The following is a 16,002-nucleotide window of genomic DNA, read 5'->3' on the forward strand; positions in this document are numbered from 1 at the left end:
GTCATCCGTTCTGTGACGGTATCGGTTCGGCAGCGCCGAGGTAGTGGTCGAGCCAGGTGTCCAGTTGACGATAGGCCTCTTGGCGGGGCTGCGGCATGGACAGGAACACATCGTGTTTGGCGTCGGTGATCGAGACGATCGTGCTGCGGTTGCCGATGCAGCCGGCCCAACGGGCGATGTGGCTGACGTCGAGCACCGCGTCGCCGCATTGCAGGGCAACCGAGTCGGCGGTTTCGGACACACTGTGGTCTGAGCGCAGGATCAGGTTGGGAACACCGACATCGAGCCCGCGGTGCAGCCGGGCCTGTCCTCGCCGGACCGCGTGTAGCCAGCCGAACGTGATCGGAAACCCACCTAACGGCTTCCATCGCAGGTCGTAGTCGAATTCGCCGTGATAGCTGTTGTGCAGGCTGGCGCCGTAGCCGCCGGCACCGGGTGCCCGGGCCACCCGTGTTCTGCTGACCCGCGCGATGGCTGCGATCAGCGCAGAGGTCACCGCCCAGCGCAGCACCGCCGCACCGGGCAAGTCGAGCAGGGGACTGTTGAGCAATAGGCCACCGATACCGGCCCGGGCGGTGGCGTCCCGCCGCCGCAGCCGGTCCAGCCACAGCGACCCGATGAGCCCACCGGCGGAATGCCCGCACACCAGCACACGAGCGGCATCGGTGTCCTCGCGGATGGCGGCCAGCGCGTGGTCGAGCTCGGCGTCGTAACACCTCAGGTCGGTGGTGAAGTGCGGGGTTTGGCCCGGCCGCCACGACCGTCCGCATTTACGTAGGTCGAGTGCGTAGAACGCGAAGCCACGGTCGGCGAAGTGGTCGGCCAGCGCGGTATTGAAGAAGTAGTCGGTATAGCCGTGCATGGCCAGAACAGCGTGCGGCACGGCGGCGGCCTCGCCGCGACGGATCAGGGTCGCGACGATGTCTCCCTCGCCGTCCGGATCGCGACCCAGCGCGATCGTGCGCTGCCAGTAACCGGGCAGGACATCGCGCTGCCAGCCAGTCACGTTTGCCAGCTTAAAGCGTGCTGGATTGCAGTGACTGCTGCCGGGATAGCCTGAGGACCGGTACAGCCGATCCACGACGAAGGACAAACCTCCGGTGTCCGACTCCGCTACAACCGCGACGGCCGACGTCGTGCTGGTGGGGGCGGGCATCATGAGCGCCACTCTGGGGGCGTTGCTGCGACGGCTGGAGCCAGGCTGGTCGATCACTGTGGTCGAACGGCTGGACGCCGCCGCCGCCGAAAGCAGCGGCGCGTGGAACAACGCCGGCACCGGCCACTCCGGGCTCTGCGAGCTCTTCTACACCCCGGATCGAGACGGCTCGATCGACATCAGCAAAGCGGTGCGTGTCAACGAGCAGTTCCAGGTCACCCGCCAGTTTCTGGCCTACGCGGTGGAAAACGGGATCCTCACCGACGTGCGCGGCTTCCTCAACTCGGTCCCGCACGTCAGCTTTGTGCAGGGTGTCGACGAAGTCGACTACCTGCGACGGCGCCGGCAAGCGTTGTCGGCCAACCCGCTGTTCGCGCGCACCGAGTTGATCGAGGATCCCCACGAGTTCGCCCGCCGGTTGCCGCTGATGGCCGCCGGACGTGACTTCAGCCGGCCGGTGGGGCTGAGCTGGGCCGCCGACGGCGCCGACATCGACTTCGGTGTGCTGGCACGGCAGCTCATCGGTTACGGCCTACGGGGCGGCACCACCGCGTTGTTCGGGCATGAGGTGCGTAATCTGTCCCGTCGGCGCCAGGGCGGTTGGTCGCTGAGGATCCGCAACCGCCGCACCGGCCAAAGCCGGGAACTGCACGCGAAATTCGTGTTCGTCGGGGCCGGCGGCGAGGCGCTGCGGCTCCTGCAGCGCTCCGGGATCAAGGAGGCGAAGGGTTTCGGGGGCTTTCCCATCGGCGGGCGGTTTTTGCGCAGCGCCAACCCTGCCCTGATCGGGCGGCACCGCGCCAAGGTATACGGCATGCCCGCGTCCGGCGCGCCCGGTGTGACGGCGCCGCATCTGGATGTGCGGATCGTCAACGGCAAACCGTGGCTGTTGTTCGGGCCGTTCGCGGATTGGTCGACCAAGTTCCTCAAGCACGGCCGTGTCTCCGACCTGGCGCGGTCGGTCAAACCGGACAACCTGTTGTCGATGCTCGGCGCCGGGTTCGGCCACCGGAAGCTGGTCAACTACCTACTCGGCCAGGTGCAGCTCACCCAACCCGCACGGGTCGATGCACTGCGTCAGTTCGCGCCCGGCGCAGTCGATTCCGACTGGCAGACAGTAGCGGCCGGCCAGCGGGTGCAGGTGATCCGGCGCGGAAAACTCGAGTTCGACACCACGGTGCTGACTGCCGCCGACGGCAGCATCGCCGGCCTGCTGGGCGCCTCGCCGGGCGCCTCGACAGCCGTAGCAGCGATGCTCGATGTGCTCCAGCGCTGCTTTCCCGACCGCTATCAATCATGGCTGCCGACCCTCACAGAGATGGTGCCCTCGCTGGGAACCGCGTTGTCGCGTGAGCCGGCGCTGTTCGACGAGGTGTGGGCATGGGGCACAAAGGTGTTGGAGCTATGACCGCCGCATTGCGCCGAGCGTGGGCCAAAGACCTTGACGCGCCGACCCTCTACGAGCTCCTCAAGCTGCGGGTGGAGGTCTTCGTCGTCGAGCAGGCCTGCCCCTACCCCGAACTGGACGGACGAGACCTGCGTTCGGAAACCCGACATTTCTGGCTGGAAGAGCCCGATGGCGCGGTGATCTGTACGCTGCGGCTGATGGAAGAGCATGCCGGCGGGCACAAGGCATTCCGGATCGGCCGGTTGTGCACCAAGCGCACCGCGCGCGGGCAGGGTCACACCACCCGACTGCTGCAAGCCGCGTTGGCGGAGGTGGGCGACTACCCGTGCCGTATCGACGCTCAGGCCTACCTCGCCGAGATGTACGCCCAGCACGGCTTCGTCCGTGACGGTGAGGACTTCGTCGAAGACGGTATTCCGCATGTGCCGATGCGCAGGCCGGGTGGGCCGTGAAGCCCTACCCGTTCAGCGCGATCGTCGGCCATGAACAGCTGCGGCTGGCGCTGATCCTGTGCGCGGTGCGCCCCGAGATCGGCGGGGTGCTGATCCGCGGCGAGAAGGGCACCGCCAAGTCCACCGCCGTGCGAGGCCTCGCCGCGCTGCTGTCGGCCGCCGCGTCGGAGGGCGCCGACGCCCGCCTGGTGGAACTGCCGATCGGCGCCACCGAGGACCGGGTGATCGGCTCACTGGATCTGCAGCGGGTGCTGCGCGACGGCGAGCACGCCTTTTCGCCCGGGCTGCTGGCCCGCGCCCACGGTGGTGTGCTCTACGTCGACGAGGTCAACCTGCTGCACGACCACCTGGTCGATCTGCTGCTCGACGCCGCGGCGATGGGCCGGGTGCACATCGAACGTGACGGGATCTCACATTCCCACGAGGCCCGGTTCGTGCTGATCGGCACGATGAACCCCGAAGAGGGCGAGTTGCGCCCACAGCTGCTGGACCGCTTCGGGCTGACGGTCGACGTGCATGCGTCGCGTGAGGTCGACGTGCGGGTGCAGGTCATCCAGCAGCGGATGGCGTACGAGGCCGACCCGGACGGATTCGCCGACCGGTATGCCGCCGCCGACGCCGAGCTGGCCCGCCGGATCGCCACTGCCCGCCAACTGCTCGACGACGTCGTACTGCCGGAGAACGAGTTACGCCGCATCGCGGCGCTGTGCGCGGCGTTTGACGTCGACGGGATGCGCGCTGATCTGGTGGTGGCCCGCACCGCCGTCGCTCATGCCGCCTGGCGGGGCAGCGGCGACGTCGACGAACAGGACATCCGGGTAGCTGCCGAGTTGGCGTTGCCGCACCGGCGCCGCCGCGACCCGTTCGATGATCCCGGCATCGACCGGGACCAGCTCGACGAGGCGCTGGCCCAAGCCGCACAAGACGATCCACCCGGAGATCCGGAGCCCGATCCAGATCCGCCGGGCGGCGGGGAAAGCGCCAACGACGATCCGCCACAGCGGAATTCACCAAGTCAACCGTCCTCCGTGAAGTCCAGCGCGCCGCCGTCGTCGACCTTCCGGACCCGCGCCCTGACCGTGCCGGGCGTCGGTGCGGGCGCGCCGGGCCGCCGATCGCGCGCCCGCAACACCTCCGGCGCCGTGGTGGCCGCCACCGACGACGTCGCCGCCGGCCATGGCCTGCACCTGTTCGCCACCGTGTTGTCCGCCGCCGAGCACCCGGACGGCGGGAACCGGCTTCGGCTCCAGCCCGGCGACGTGCGTCGCGCGGTCCGGGAGGGCCGCGAAGGCAACCTGGTGATCTTCGTCGTCGACGCCTCAGGCTCGATGGCCGCCCGCGACCGGTTGGCGGCGGTCAGCGGTGCGACCTTGTCGCTGCTGCGCGACGCGTATCAACGGCGCGACAAGGTCGCCGTCATCACCTTCCGCCATCAGGGCGCCCAGCTGTTGTTGCCGCCGACGACATCGGCGCACATCGCCGCCCGCCGGCTGTCCCGGTTCGACACCGGCGGCAAGACGCCGTTGGCCGAAGGGCTACTGGCCGCCCGCGAGTTGGTGCTGCGCGAGAAGGTTCGCGACCGCGCACGCCGGCCGCTGGTGGTGGTGCTCACCGACGGGCGGGCGACATCGGGCGCAGATCCGTTGGGCCGCAGCCGCACTGCGGCCGCACTGCTGGTCGCCGAAGGCGCCGCCGCGGTGGTAGTGGATTGCGAGACGTCGTTCGTGCGGCTGGGGCTGGCCGAGCGGCTGGCGACCCAGTTGGGCGCGCCCACACTGCGGTTGGAGCAGCTGCGGGCCGACTATCTGACCCAGGCCGTGCGCGGCGCGGCCTGACTTCGGGGGTGGATTAGTCATGCCGCAGGGCCGCCCGCAACAGGTTCCCGACGACGGCTTGACCACTCGGGCCCGGCGCAACACTCCGGTGCTGGCGGTGCACACCGGGCCGGGCAAGGGAAAGTCGACCGCCGCATTCGGAATGGCGCTGCGGGCCTGGAACTCCGGGCTGAACGTCGCGGTGTTCCAATTCGTCAAGAGCGCCAAATGGAAGGTCGGCGAAGAGGCGGCGTTTCGCGAGCTAGGCCGGCTGCACGACGAGCACGGTGTCGGCGGAGCCGTCGAATGGCACAAAATGGGCGCCGGCTGGTCGTGGTCGCGCAAGCCCGGCAGCGACGACGATCACGCCGCGGCAGCCGCCGACGGCTGGGCCGAGATCACCCGCCGGCTGGCGCAGCAGCGACACGACTTCTACGTGCTCGACGAGTTCACCTATCCGCTGAAGTGGGGGTGGGTCGACGTCGACGAGGTGGTGGACGCCCTGCTGTCGCGTCCGGGCCACCAACACGTGGTGATCACCGGCCGCGACGCCCCGCCGCGGCTGGTCGACGCGGCCGACCTGGTCACCGAGATGACCAAGGTCAAGCACCCGATGGATGCCGGGCGCAAAGGTCAGAAGGGCATCGAGTGGTAACCCTCTTGCGCGAGCGTGCGTGTCCCCGGTCGACACGCCGCATAAAAACCCGGTTATACGCACGCTCGCGGCGGTGGGGGATGGGCCGGTGGCGACCAGCGTGAGCACGCCTGCCGTCGTCGTCGCAGCTCCGGCATCGGGAAGCGGAAAGACCACCGTCGCAACCGGTCTGATCGGTGCACTGCGGCAGGCGGGTCATCTCGTCGCTCCGTTCAAAGTGGGCCCGGACTTCATTGACCCCGGCTACCACGCCGTGGCAGCCGGACGCCCCGGCCGCAACCTGGACCCGGTTCTGGTGGGCGAGCAGCTCGTCGGACCGCTTTACGGGCATGGCGCCGCCGGCGCTGACATCGCGGTAATCGAAGGCGTGATGGGGCTTTTCGACGGGCGCATCGAGGACGCCGCAGCCGTCCCGGCACGAGGTTCGACGGCGCAGGTCGCGGGCCTGCTAAGCGCCCCGGTGATCCTGGTGGTCGACGCCCGCGGGCAAAGTCACAGCATCGCCGCTCTGCTGCATGGCTTTTCAACGTTCGACACCGGTATCCGCATCGCCGGTGTCGTGCTGAACCGGATCGGCACGCCCAGACATGAGCAGGTGCTGCGGCAGGCTTGCGAACATGCCGGCATCCCGGTGCTGGGCGCGATTCCGCGTCGTGACGAAATCGAAGTGCCGACACGGTATCTGGGGCTGGTCACCGCAGCCGAATACGGTCGGCGCGCCCGGGCCGCGGTCGAGGCGATGACAGCGTTGATCGCCCGCTACGTCGATATCGGTGCCGTCGTCGCGACGGCCGCAACTGCGGTCACCGATCCGCCGTGGGATCCGGCGGCCGCCGTCGGCGAAGCGGTCACCGAGCCGGTTACGGTCGCGTTGGCCGGCGGCAAGGCATTCAGCTTCGGCTACGCCGAACACGCCGAACTGGTCCGGGCGGCCGGTGCCGACGTCGTCGAATTCGATCCGCTGGTCGATTCGTTGCCCGAGAACACCGACGCGGTGCTGTTGCCCGGCGGCTTCCCCGAACAGTTCGCCGCTGAACTGTCGGCCAACGATCCCGCCCGCCGGCAGATCAGCGCGCTGGTCGCTGGCGGAGCGCCGGTGCATGCCGAATGCGCCGGGTTGGTGTACCTGGTTTCCGAACTCGACGGCTACCCGATGTGCGGGGTCCTGGCCGGGTCGGCGCGGTTCACCGAGCAACTGACCTTGGGATATCGCGACGCCGTCGCCGTTGTCGATTCGCCACTCTACGGCGCCGGACAGCGGGTGACGGGGCACGAATTTCACCGCAGCGCAGTCACATTCGCCGACACCTATCAACCGGCATGGCTGTATCAGGGACACGCCGCGGGCACTGTGCGCGACGGCGCCGTCCACGGCGGCGTGCATGCGGCCTACCTGCACACCCATCCCGCTGCGGTTCCAGCGGCCGTGGCACGCTTCGTGGCCCACGCGATCGCCTAAAATCGCCGAGTGACCGAGAACGCCTACCTGGTCGGCTTGCGGCTGTCCGGCAAGAAGGTCGTCGTGGTCGGCGGCGGCACGGTCGCTCAACGCCGGCTTCCGCTGCTGGTCGCCAGCGAGGCGGACGTGCATGTCATCACCCGCACCGCCACCCCCGCCGTCGAGGCGATGCCGCGAATCACCTTGTCGCTGCGCGAGTATCGCGACGGCGACCTCGACGGGGCCTGGTATGCGATCGCGGCCACCGACGACCCCGCAGTCAACGCCGCAGTGGTCGACGAAGCAGATCGCCGACAAATCTTCTGCGTCCGCGCCGATATCGCCGTCGAGGGCAGCGCGGTCACCCCGGCGACATTCGATTACGCCGGGCTGGCGGTGGGTGTGCTGGCCGGCGGCGAGCACCGTCGCTCGGCAGCGATCCGTTCGGCCATCCGAGAAGCGCTGCAGCGTGGGATCGTCACCGCCGAAAGCGACGATGTCGTGCGCGGCGGGGTGGCACTGGTCGGCGGCGGCCCCGGCGACCCGGAACTGATCACTGTCCGCGGGCGCCGATTACTGGCCCAAGCCGACGTGGTGGTCGCCGACCGACTGGCCCCGCCGGAATTACTTGCCGAACTGCCCCCGCAGGTCGAGGTGATCGACGCCGCCAAGATCCCGTACGGCCGCGCCATGGCGCAGGACGCCATCAACGCGGTGATGATCGAGCGCGCGAAGGCCGGGCAGTTCGTGGTGCGTCTCAAAGGTGGGGACCCGTTCGTGTTCGCGCGGGGCTACGAGGAAGTGCTGGCGTGTACCGACGCCGGAATTCCGGTCACCGTGGTGCCGGGTGTGACGAGTGCCATAGCGGTGCCCGCATTGGCGGGCGTTCCGGTCACCCACCGCGCGATAAACCACGAATTTGTGGTGGTCAGCGGCCATATTGCGCCCGGTCATCCCGAATCGTTAGTGAATTGGGACGCATTGGCGGCAATGTCGGGCACCATCGTTTTGCTGATGGCCGTGGAACGTATCGATTTGTTCACCGAAGCGTTGTTGAAAGGCGGCCGACCAGCGGATACGGCGGTCCTGGTGGTTCAGCACGGGACGACGGCCGCCGAGCGCACGTTGCGGGCCACCCTGGCCGACGCCCCCGAAGCGATCCGGGCCGAGGGCATCCGGCCGCCTGCGATCATCGTGATTGGTGCCGTCGCGGCTTTCGGCACTTAAGCGCTTCTTAAGATTACTGTAGGGTAGCTCCTTATGACTGCTCTTAACGACGCAGAGCGGGCAGTCGGTAGCTGGGCTACTGACCATCCCGTTCCGACGCCCGTCAAAGAGGCCCCCGTGGACCGTACGAGCAGGTATTCACCGACGTGGTTGCCGTCGCGCCGGTTCATTGCCGCGGTGGTCGCGATCGCCGGCATGCAGCTGATGGCGACCATGGACGGCACCATCGCGATCGTGGCGCTGCCCCGGATCCAAAACGACCTCAGCCTGTCCGATGCCGGCCGTAGCTGGGTGATCACCGCCTACGTGCTGACCTTCGGCGGGCTGATGCTGCTCGGCGGACGCCTGGGCGACACGATCGGGCGCAAGCGCACCTTCATCGTCGGCGTCACCTTGTTCACGATCGCCTCGGCGCTGTGCGGCATCGCCTGGGACGAATCCACCCTGGTCATCGCCCGGCTGCTGCAGGGGGTGGGCGCCGCAATCGCCTCACCGACCGGTTTGGCGCTGGTCGCGACCACCTTCCCGAAGGGGCCCGCGCGCAACGCGGCGACGGCGGTGTTCGGCGCGATGACCGGCGTCGGCTCGGTGATGGGCCTGGTGGTCGGCGGGGCGCTGACCGAGGTGTCGTGGCGGCTGGCGTTTTTGGTGAACGTGCCGATCGGGCTGCTGATGATCTACCTGGCCCGCACCACGCTGCGGGAAACCGTCAAGGAACGGATGAAGCTCGACGCCACCGGGGCCTTTCTTGCCACGTTGATCTGTACCGCCGCGGTGTTCGCGTTCTCGATGGGCCCGGAGCAGGGCTGGATCTCCGTCACGACGATCGGTTCGGGACTGGTGGCCCTGGGTGCTTTCATCGCGTTCGCCATCATCGAGCGCACGGCCGAGAACCCCATCGTGCCGTTCGACCTGTTCTTCGATCGCAACCGGCTGGCCACCTTCGCGGCGATCTTCATGGGCGGTGGCGTGCTGTTCACCCTCACCGTGCTGATCGCGCTGTACGTGCAGGACATCATGGGCTACAGCGCGCTGCGCGCCGGGGTCGGCTTCATCCCGTTCGCCATCGCGATGGGCATCGGCATGGGCGCGTCGTCGCAGCTGGTGTCGTGGTTTCCGCCGCGCGTCGTGGTGATCAGTGGCGGTGCCCTGTTGGTGGGCGCGATGCTGTACGGCTCGACGCTCAACGCCGGCATCCCGTACTTCCCGAACTTGGTGATTCCGATCGTGGTCGGCGGCGTCGGCATCGGCATGATCATTGTTCCGCTGGCGCTCTCGGCGATCGCGGGCGTTGGGTTCGACAAGATCGGACCCACCTCGGCGATTGTGCTGATGCTGCAGAACCTCGGTGGTCCGGTGGTGCTGGCCGTGATCCAGGCCGTGATCACGTCGCGCACGCTGTATCTGGGCGGCACCAACGGCCCGGTGAAATACATGAACCCAGCGCAACTGCACGCGCTCGACCAGGGCTACACCTACGGCCTGCTGTGGGTGGCCGGGACGGCCGTCGTGGTCGGCGGGGTGGCGCTGCTGATCGGCTACACCGCCAAGCAAGTCGCCCACGCGCAGGAGGTCCAGCACGCCCTCGACGTCGGCGAGCTGTAGCGGGCACGGTTCGCCGGCGCTGAGACGCGCCTGCACTAGGCTGGCGTCTCATGTCTACGCCGGGCGGTCCTGCACCGACGGCCCGGCAGTTGTCCTCCAGCGTGCTCGGTATCGCCATCGTCGCGATCACCGGCATGCAGCTGATGTCGACACTGGACGGCACCATCGTCGTCGTGGCACTGCCACGCATGCAGGCCGAACTCGACCTTTCCGACGCCGGGAAGAGCTGGGTGATCACCGCTTACGTGTTGACCTTCGGCGGGCTCCTGCTGCTGGGCGGCCGGGTAGGCGACGCCATCGGCCGTAAGCGGGCTTTCATCTCCGGCGTCGGCGTGTTCACCTTGGCGTCGTTGGCGTGCGGGCTGGCCACCGAGGAGTCGTTTCTGGTGGTGGCTCGCGCTGTCCAGGGCATGGGCGCCGCGGTGGCCGCGCCGACCGGTTTGGCGTTGATCGCGACGACCTATGCCGTCGGTCCAGCGCGTAACCGCGCGATGGCCATCTCGGCGGCCATGCAGGGTGCCGGTTCGGTGCTGGGCCTGGTTCTCGGCGGCGCGCTGACCGTGGTGTCCTGGCGGCTGGCGTTTCTGATCAACATTCCGATCGGGATCGCCATCATCGCCATCGCGGTCACGCAGCTGGCCGAGACCCGCCACGAGCGGTTGAAACTCGACGTCACCGGCGCGGCGCTGGCCACGCTGGGCTGCATGTCGGCGGTGCTGATATTTACCCAGGGGCCGCAGCGGGGCTGGACGGATCCGTGGGTGATCGGGGCGGCGGTCGCCACCGTGCTGCTGGCGCTCGGATTCCTGGTTGTCGAGCGCACCGCCGAGCATCCGTTGGTGCCGCTGCCGCTGTTCAGCGAGCGCAATCGGGTGATGACCTTCTTTTCTCTCTTCATGGCCGGCGGGGTTTTGCTGACGCTCACGGTGATGATCGGGCTGTATGTGCAGGACGTGATGGGATATTCGGCGCTGCGCGCCGGACTGAGTTTCATCCCGTTCGCCGTGGCGCTTGGCGCCGGGAACGTGGTGGCGGCCCGGTTAGCGCCGCATTTCGCGCCGCGCTGGCTGATCATCGGCGGCGGGGCGGGTGTGTGGGGTGCCATGCTGTACGGCTCGACCTTGACGCGTAACATCCCGTACTTCCCGAACCTGTTGGTGCCCATCGTGATTGGCGGGTTCGGGATCGGCGTGATCTCGGTCGTCCTCCCGCTGTGCGCGGTCGCCGACGTGCGGCCCCGCGACATCGGGCCGGTGTCGGCGATCACGCTGATGGTCCAGGACCTCGGCGGTCCGTTGGTATTGGTGGTGATCCAGGCGGTGCAGGTGTCGCGCACCCTCTACCTCGGTGGCACCACCGGGCGGGTTTCCGACATGACGTCGGCCCAGATCGACGCGCTCGACCACGGATACACCTACTCGCTGCTGTGGGTGGCCGCCGTCGCCGTGCTGGTGGGCGCCGGTGCGCTGGGTATCGGCTTCTCGGCACGCCAGATCGCCCGTGCCCAACACAACCGTGAAGCCGTGGAGGCCGGTCAGCTCTAGGCGTCACGAAAAAGACGCCAGGGTTGTGATGAGCCAAGGATCACAGCCCTGGCTGCGGTTTGGCGGTTCGATGCGCGCCACCGAGCCTTGCGCGGCGACCCCCGGCGCCCGGCTTCGCCGCGCTGGCAATCGCCGCATAGGCTTGCCCGCTGTGATCACCCGGATGTCCGAGCTGTTCTTGCGCACGCTGCGCGACGACCCCGCCGATGCCGAGGTACCCAGCCACAAGCTGCTGATCCGGGCCGGCTACATCCGGCCGATCGCGCCTGGCCTGTACAGCTGGCTGCCGCTTGGGCTGCGGGTGCTGCGCAAGGTCGAACAGATCGTTCGCGACGAAATGAACGCCATTGGCGGGCAGGAGATCCTGTTTCCCGCGTTGCTCCCGCGCGCCCCATACGAAACGACCAACCGCTGGACCGAATACGGCGACACCATCTTTCGACTGCAGGACCGTCGCCGCAACGACTACCTGCTGGCGCCGACGCACGAGGAGCTGTTCACCCTGACAGTGAAAGGTGAATACAGCTCCTACAAAGACTTCCCGCTGGTGCTCTACCAAATCCAGACCAAATACCGCGACGAGGCGCGGCCGCGGGCCGGCATCCTGCGCGGCCGGGAGTTCGTCATGAAGGACTCCTACTCCTTCGACGTCGATGATGCCGGACTCAAAGCCGCCTACCACGCGCACCGCGAGGCCTATCAGCGCATGTTCGACCGGCTGCAGGTGCGCTACGTCATCGTGTCGGCGGTGTCCGGCGCGATGGGCGGCAGCGCCTCCGAAGAGTTCCTGGCCGAGAGCCCGATCGGTGAGGACACCTTCGTGCGCTGCCCGGAGTCGGGTTATGCCGCCAACGTCGAGGCGGTCGTCACCGCGCGCCCCCAAAGCCGGCCCGTCGACGGGCTGCCCGAGCCGATCGTGCACGACACCGGCGACACTCCCACGATCGCCACTCTGGTGGAGTGGGCCAACGGCGCGGGGCTGGGCCGCAGCATCACCGCCGCCGACACGCTCAAGAATGTCTTGGTCAAAATCCGCGTACCCGGCGGCGAGTGGGAGCTGCTGGGTATCGGGGTACCGGGTGATCGCGAGGTCGACGACAAGCGGCTGGCCGCCGCCCTCGACCCGGCCGACTACCAGCTGCTCGGCGACGACGATTTCGCCAAGTACCCATTCCTGGTGAAGGGGTATATTGGCCCGAAGGCGTTGCGCGATAACGAAGTTCGCTATCTCGTCGACCCGCGGGTGGTGGACGGCACCACCTGGATCACCGGGGCCGACCAGCCGGGGCGCCACGTCGTCGGGCTGGTGGCCGGGCGCGACTTCACCGCCGACGGCACCATCGAGGCCGCCGAGATTCGTGACGGAGACCCGTCACCCGACGGTGCCGGGACGTTGGTCTCGGCCCGCGGCATCGAGATCGGTCACATCTTCCAACTCGGCCGCAAATACACCGACGCGTTCACCGCCGACGTGCTCGGCGAGGACGGCAAGCCGGTCCGGCTGACCATGGGCTCCTACGGGGTCGGGGTGTCGCGGCTGGTGGCCGTCATTGCCGAACAACACCACGACGAGCTGGGCCTGCGCTGGCCGTCCAGCGTCTCGCCCTTCGACGTGCATCTGGTGATCGCCAACAAAGACGCCGAAGCCCGCGCCGGTGCGATCGCGCTTGCCGCCGACTTGGACCGGCTCGGTATCGAAGTGCTGCTCGACGACCGCCAGGCATCGCCCGGGGTGAAGTTCAAAGATGCCGAGTTGCTCGGTGTGCCGTGGATCGTCGTGGTGGGCCGCGGCTGGACCGACGGGGTCGTCGAGCTGCGCGACCGGTTCAGCGGCCAGGTCCGTGAGCTGACCGCCGGCGCCGCCCTGGCCACCGACATCACGACGGCCATCAGCTAGCGCGCGCGTCTGGCGGCGCCCCTAGTCGCTGCCGCCCGGGAATGCGGTGGTGATCGGCCAAACGTCGGCGACCCGATTCCACCGGGCGGCGAGAACAGCACTCTGGGTCAGGGCCCTCACCCCAAACCCGCGGTCCGGGTCGGCCTGGGCCTGCTCGAGCACCGCCCGCCAGGCCACCTCGGTGTCCTTCTCCATCCGGGCCGCCAGCCGGGCCGCGTCGGTCTCGTTGTTCACCGGCATGGGCAGCTGGTAGCCGGCTGCCGCTATCGGGGCGGCGACGTCGTGGTCGGTCAACATCGCGATGACCTGGTCGCGACGCTCGCGGTGTTGCGTCATCGACGCCGCCACCAGCTTGTTGACATCCGGCGTACAGCGGGCGGAGACGATGCCATAGCCATAGATGACCGCGTGCTCGGTGGTGAGCGCAGCGCACAGTGCATTGGTGTAGGACGTGGGCTCGGGGGATGTCACGGCGCTGTGCCTCCGGACACCAGGGCGACGATGTATGCCGCGGTGCAGGCCGCAGCAATCGAACCGAGCAGTCCCGCCCGATAGCCCGACGACGCGGTCGCCAGCTTTTCCGCGCTGGCAGCCGACGCGCGCAACGAACCAATGACCTCGGAAACCGTCGGCGGCGGTCCCGGCGGGGCACTGGTAGACGTCGGTGCCGTCGTCGTTTGGCTGGAGGTGCTCGTCGTTATCCCGGCAACCCGGTCGATCTCGGTGGCCAACGACTGTGCGTGTCGGGAACGTTCAGAGGCGACCTGCTGCAACGCGGCTGCGACGGCCGCCGGCTGGGCGGTGGCAGCGGCAGCGGCCAGTGCACTGTCGTGGCGGGCCAGCGTCAACTCTGCTTCCAGTTCGTCGACCGGAGGCGGCTGTTCCGGTTGCGGACTGCAGGCCGACGCAACGATCCCCAGTACCGCGAGAGCGGCGCCACCGACCAGCACACGCCGCCGCGTGACGACGGGCACTGTCGGTGGCACAGCAACATCCTGCCATTGCCTTTCCGGGCACTCGCGGTGACCGGCTGAGACCGGATTCCTGGCGTATCGTTGGTGACTGGTTCCCCGGGATCGGCGATAGCCGTGCGCCCGGAGAGCAGCCGGAGCCGCCCCGCCGGCGACATCAGTCGCCGATCGGACAACTCAAAATGAGGAGCTCGCCGTGACCACCGGGCTACCGTCGCACACGCAGGTGATCGAGCTGCTCGATGGTGAGTTCGCGCGCGCAGGCTTCGAGATCGAAGACGTGGTGATCGACACCCGGGCGCGGCCGCCGCGGATCTCGGTGATCGCCGACGGTGACACCGCGCTCGATCTGGACACTATCGCCGCGTTGTCTCGCGGCGCCTCGGCGTTGCTGGACGCTGTGGAAGGCATTCACGGCCACTATGTGCTGGAAGTCAGCTCGCCCGGGGTGGACCGGCCGTTGACCGGCGCGAAGCATTTCCGTCGCGCCCGCGGGCGCAAGGTCGAACTCGCACTCTCCGACGGATCGCAGTTGATCGGACGGGTCGGTGAAACCTCCGGGGACGCGGTGACACTGGTTGTCCGCGATGACCGCCGGCGCGACTGGACCGTTCGAGTGATCCCGCTCGACGAAATCGTTAAAGCCGTTGTGCAAGTGGAGTTTTCGTCGCCAAGTAAACGTGAGTTGGAGCTGGCGGCGCTCGGTCGGGGCGGGGAAACGGAGGAGCGGCGCAAATGAACATCGACATGGCCGCGCTGCATGCGATCGAAGCGGACAAGGGCATTTCGGTGGATGTGGTGGTCGAGACCATCAAATCCGCGCTGCTTACCGCCTACCGGCACACCGAAGGACATCAGCAAGAGGCGCATATCGACATCGACCGCAAAACCGGTGTTGTCCGGGTGCTCGCCCGCGAGGTCGACGAAGACGGCAACGTGTTGTCCGAATGGGACGACACCCCAGAGGGTTTCGGCCGGATCGCGGCGACCACCGCCCGGCAGGTGATCCTGCAGCGGCTGCGCGACGCAGAGAACGAGCGCAATTACGGTGAGTTCTCCACCCGGGAAGGCGAGATCGTCGGTGGGGTGATCCAGCGCGACAGCCGGGCCAACGCCCGCGGTCTGGTCGTGGTCCGAATGGGCAGTGAAACCAAGGGGTCGGAGGGCGTGATCCCCGCGGCCGAACAGGTGCCGGGGGAGACCTACGAGCACGGCGACCGATTGCGCTGCTACGTCGTGGGCGTGACCCGCGGCGCTCGCGAACCGCTGATCACGCTGTCGCGCACTCATCCCAACCTGGTGCGCAAACTGTTCTCGCTGGAAGTACCCGAGATCGCCGATGGCTCCGTGGAGATCATCGCGGTCGCCCGGGAAGCCGGTCACCGCTCGAAGATCGCGGTCGCATCCCGGGTTCCCGGCCTCAACGCCAAAGGCGCCTGCATCGGCCCCATGGGTCAACGGGTTCGCAACGTCATGAGCGAGCTGTCCGGCGAAAAAATCGACATCATCGACTACGACGAAGACCCGTCCCGTTTCGTCGCCAACGCGCTTTCGCCGGCGAAGGTGGTTTCGGTCACGGTGATCGACCAGACGGCCCGCGCCGCTCGAGTCGTGGTGCCCGATTTCCAGTTGTCGCTGGCGATCGGCAAGGAGGGACAGAACGCGCGGTTGGCCGCCCGGCTCACCGGCTGGCGTATCGACATTCGCGGCGATTCGCCGGGGTCGGCGGCGGACCAACCCGACCATGCCGCCGGCCACGGGATGGCGCACGGCCGCTAACCGGCAAGGCGGCCAGCCCGCGCGGTTCTCACCGGTCCGGTGAAGGTAAACTAAGC

Annotated in this window: 14 protein-coding genes; 11 read left to right on the forward strand and 3 right to left on the reverse strand. The window is 68.1% G+C overall.

Going from position 1 to position 16,002, the window contains the following annotated elements:
* Position 1: 1 nt before the first annotated feature.
* Positions 2–1,006, reverse strand: coding sequence for an alpha/beta hydrolase (locus AC5Y42_RS07600; protein WP_499897022.1), 1,005 nt, complete (start codon positions 1,004–1,006; stop codon positions 2–4).
* A 94-nt stretch (positions 1,007–1,100) separates the two neighbouring features.
* Between AC5Y42_RS07600 and mqo the strand changes: the two genes are divergently transcribed.
* The 9 genes from mqo (at position 1,101) to AC5Y42_RS07645 (ending at position 13,196) form a co-directional block, all read left to right on the forward strand.
* Positions 1,101–2,564 carry a malate dehydrogenase (quinone) gene (gene mqo, locus AC5Y42_RS07605; RefSeq protein ID WP_499897023.1) on the forward strand — a complete coding sequence of 488 codons (1,464 nt, stop codon included), beginning with the start codon at positions 1,101–1,103 and terminating at the stop codon, positions 2,562–2,564.
* The gene (locus tag AC5Y42_RS07610; RefSeq protein WP_499897025.1) at positions 2,561–3,016 is read left to right on the forward strand and encodes a GNAT family N-acetyltransferase; all 456 of its coding nucleotides are present in this window, start codon (positions 2,561–2,563) and stop codon (positions 3,014–3,016) included. The genes mqo and AC5Y42_RS07610 overlap by 4 nt, the downstream gene beginning before the upstream one ends.
* Complete coding sequence (locus AC5Y42_RS07615; protein WP_499897026.1) at positions 3,013–4,851, forward strand: magnesium chelatase subunit D family protein; 1,839 nt, start codon at positions 3,013–3,015, stop codon at positions 4,849–4,851. Before AC5Y42_RS07610 ends, AC5Y42_RS07615 begins: the two co-directional genes overlap by 4 nt.
* Before the next feature lie 19 nt (positions 4,852–4,870).
* The gene (gene cobO / locus AC5Y42_RS07620; RefSeq protein WP_499897028.1) at positions 4,871–5,485 is read left to right on the forward strand and encodes a cob(I)yrinic acid a,c-diamide adenosyltransferase; all 615 of its coding nucleotides are present in this window, start codon (positions 4,871–4,873) and stop codon (positions 5,483–5,485) included.
* A gap of 100 nt (positions 5,486–5,585) precedes the next feature.
* Entirely contained in the window at positions 5,586–6,944 is a 1,359-nt protein-coding gene (locus tag AC5Y42_RS07625) for a cobyrinic acid a,c-diamide synthase CobB (protein ID WP_499897554.1), read from the forward strand.
* Positions 6,945–6,953: 9 nt separating this feature from the next.
* Positions 6,954–8,150 carry a uroporphyrinogen-III C-methyltransferase gene (cobA, locus tag AC5Y42_RS07630; protein WP_499897029.1) on the forward strand — a complete coding sequence of 399 codons (1,197 nt, stop codon included), beginning with the start codon at positions 6,954–6,956 and terminating at the stop codon, positions 8,148–8,150.
* Between the two features lie 33 nt (positions 8,151–8,183).
* On the forward strand, positions 8,184–9,755 hold the full coding sequence (locus AC5Y42_RS07635; protein ID WP_499897031.1) for an MFS transporter: 1,572 nt from the start codon (positions 8,184–8,186) through the stop codon (positions 9,753–9,755).
* Positions 9,756–9,805: 50 nt separating this feature from the next.
* Entirely contained in the window at positions 9,806–11,299 is a 1,494-nt protein-coding gene (locus tag AC5Y42_RS07640; protein ID WP_499897033.1) for an MFS transporter, read from the forward strand.
* Positions 11,300–11,450: 151 nt separating this feature from the next.
* Positions 11,451–13,196, forward strand: coding sequence for a proline--tRNA ligase (locus AC5Y42_RS07645; protein ID WP_499897034.1), 1,746 nt, complete (start codon positions 11,451–11,453; stop codon positions 13,194–13,196).
* 21 nt (positions 13,197–13,217) lie between these two features.
* On the opposite strand, the gene AC5Y42_RS07650 is transcribed toward AC5Y42_RS07645, so the two are convergent.
* Both AC5Y42_RS07650 and AC5Y42_RS07655 read right to left on the reverse strand, forming a co-directional pair.
* The gene (locus AC5Y42_RS07650; protein WP_499897036.1) at positions 13,218–13,667 is read right to left on the reverse strand and encodes a ferritin-like domain-containing protein; all 450 of its coding nucleotides are present in this window, start codon (positions 13,665–13,667) and stop codon (positions 13,218–13,220) included.
* Entirely contained in the window at positions 13,664–14,182 is a 519-nt protein-coding gene (locus AC5Y42_RS07655) for a hypothetical protein (RefSeq protein WP_499897037.1), read from the reverse strand. The genes AC5Y42_RS07650 and AC5Y42_RS07655 overlap by 4 nt, the downstream gene beginning before the upstream one ends.
* A 181-nt stretch (positions 14,183–14,363) precedes the next feature.
* Between AC5Y42_RS07655 and rimP the strand changes: the two genes are divergently transcribed.
* Both rimP and nusA read left to right on the forward strand, forming a co-directional pair.
* Positions 14,364–14,906 carry a ribosome maturation factor RimP gene (gene rimP, locus AC5Y42_RS07660; RefSeq protein WP_499897038.1) on the forward strand — a complete coding sequence of 181 codons (543 nt, stop codon included), beginning with the start codon at positions 14,364–14,366 and terminating at the stop codon, positions 14,904–14,906.
* Positions 14,903–15,946 (forward strand): transcription termination factor NusA, encoded by a 1,044-nt coding sequence (gene nusA / locus AC5Y42_RS07665; RefSeq protein WP_499897040.1) that lies wholly within the window; start codon positions 14,903–14,905, stop codon positions 15,944–15,946. The genes rimP and nusA overlap by 4 nt, the downstream gene beginning before the upstream one ends.
* Positions 15,947–16,002 lie beyond the last annotated feature (56 nt).

This window comes from Mycobacterium sp. NGS48, from assembly GCF_059812585.1.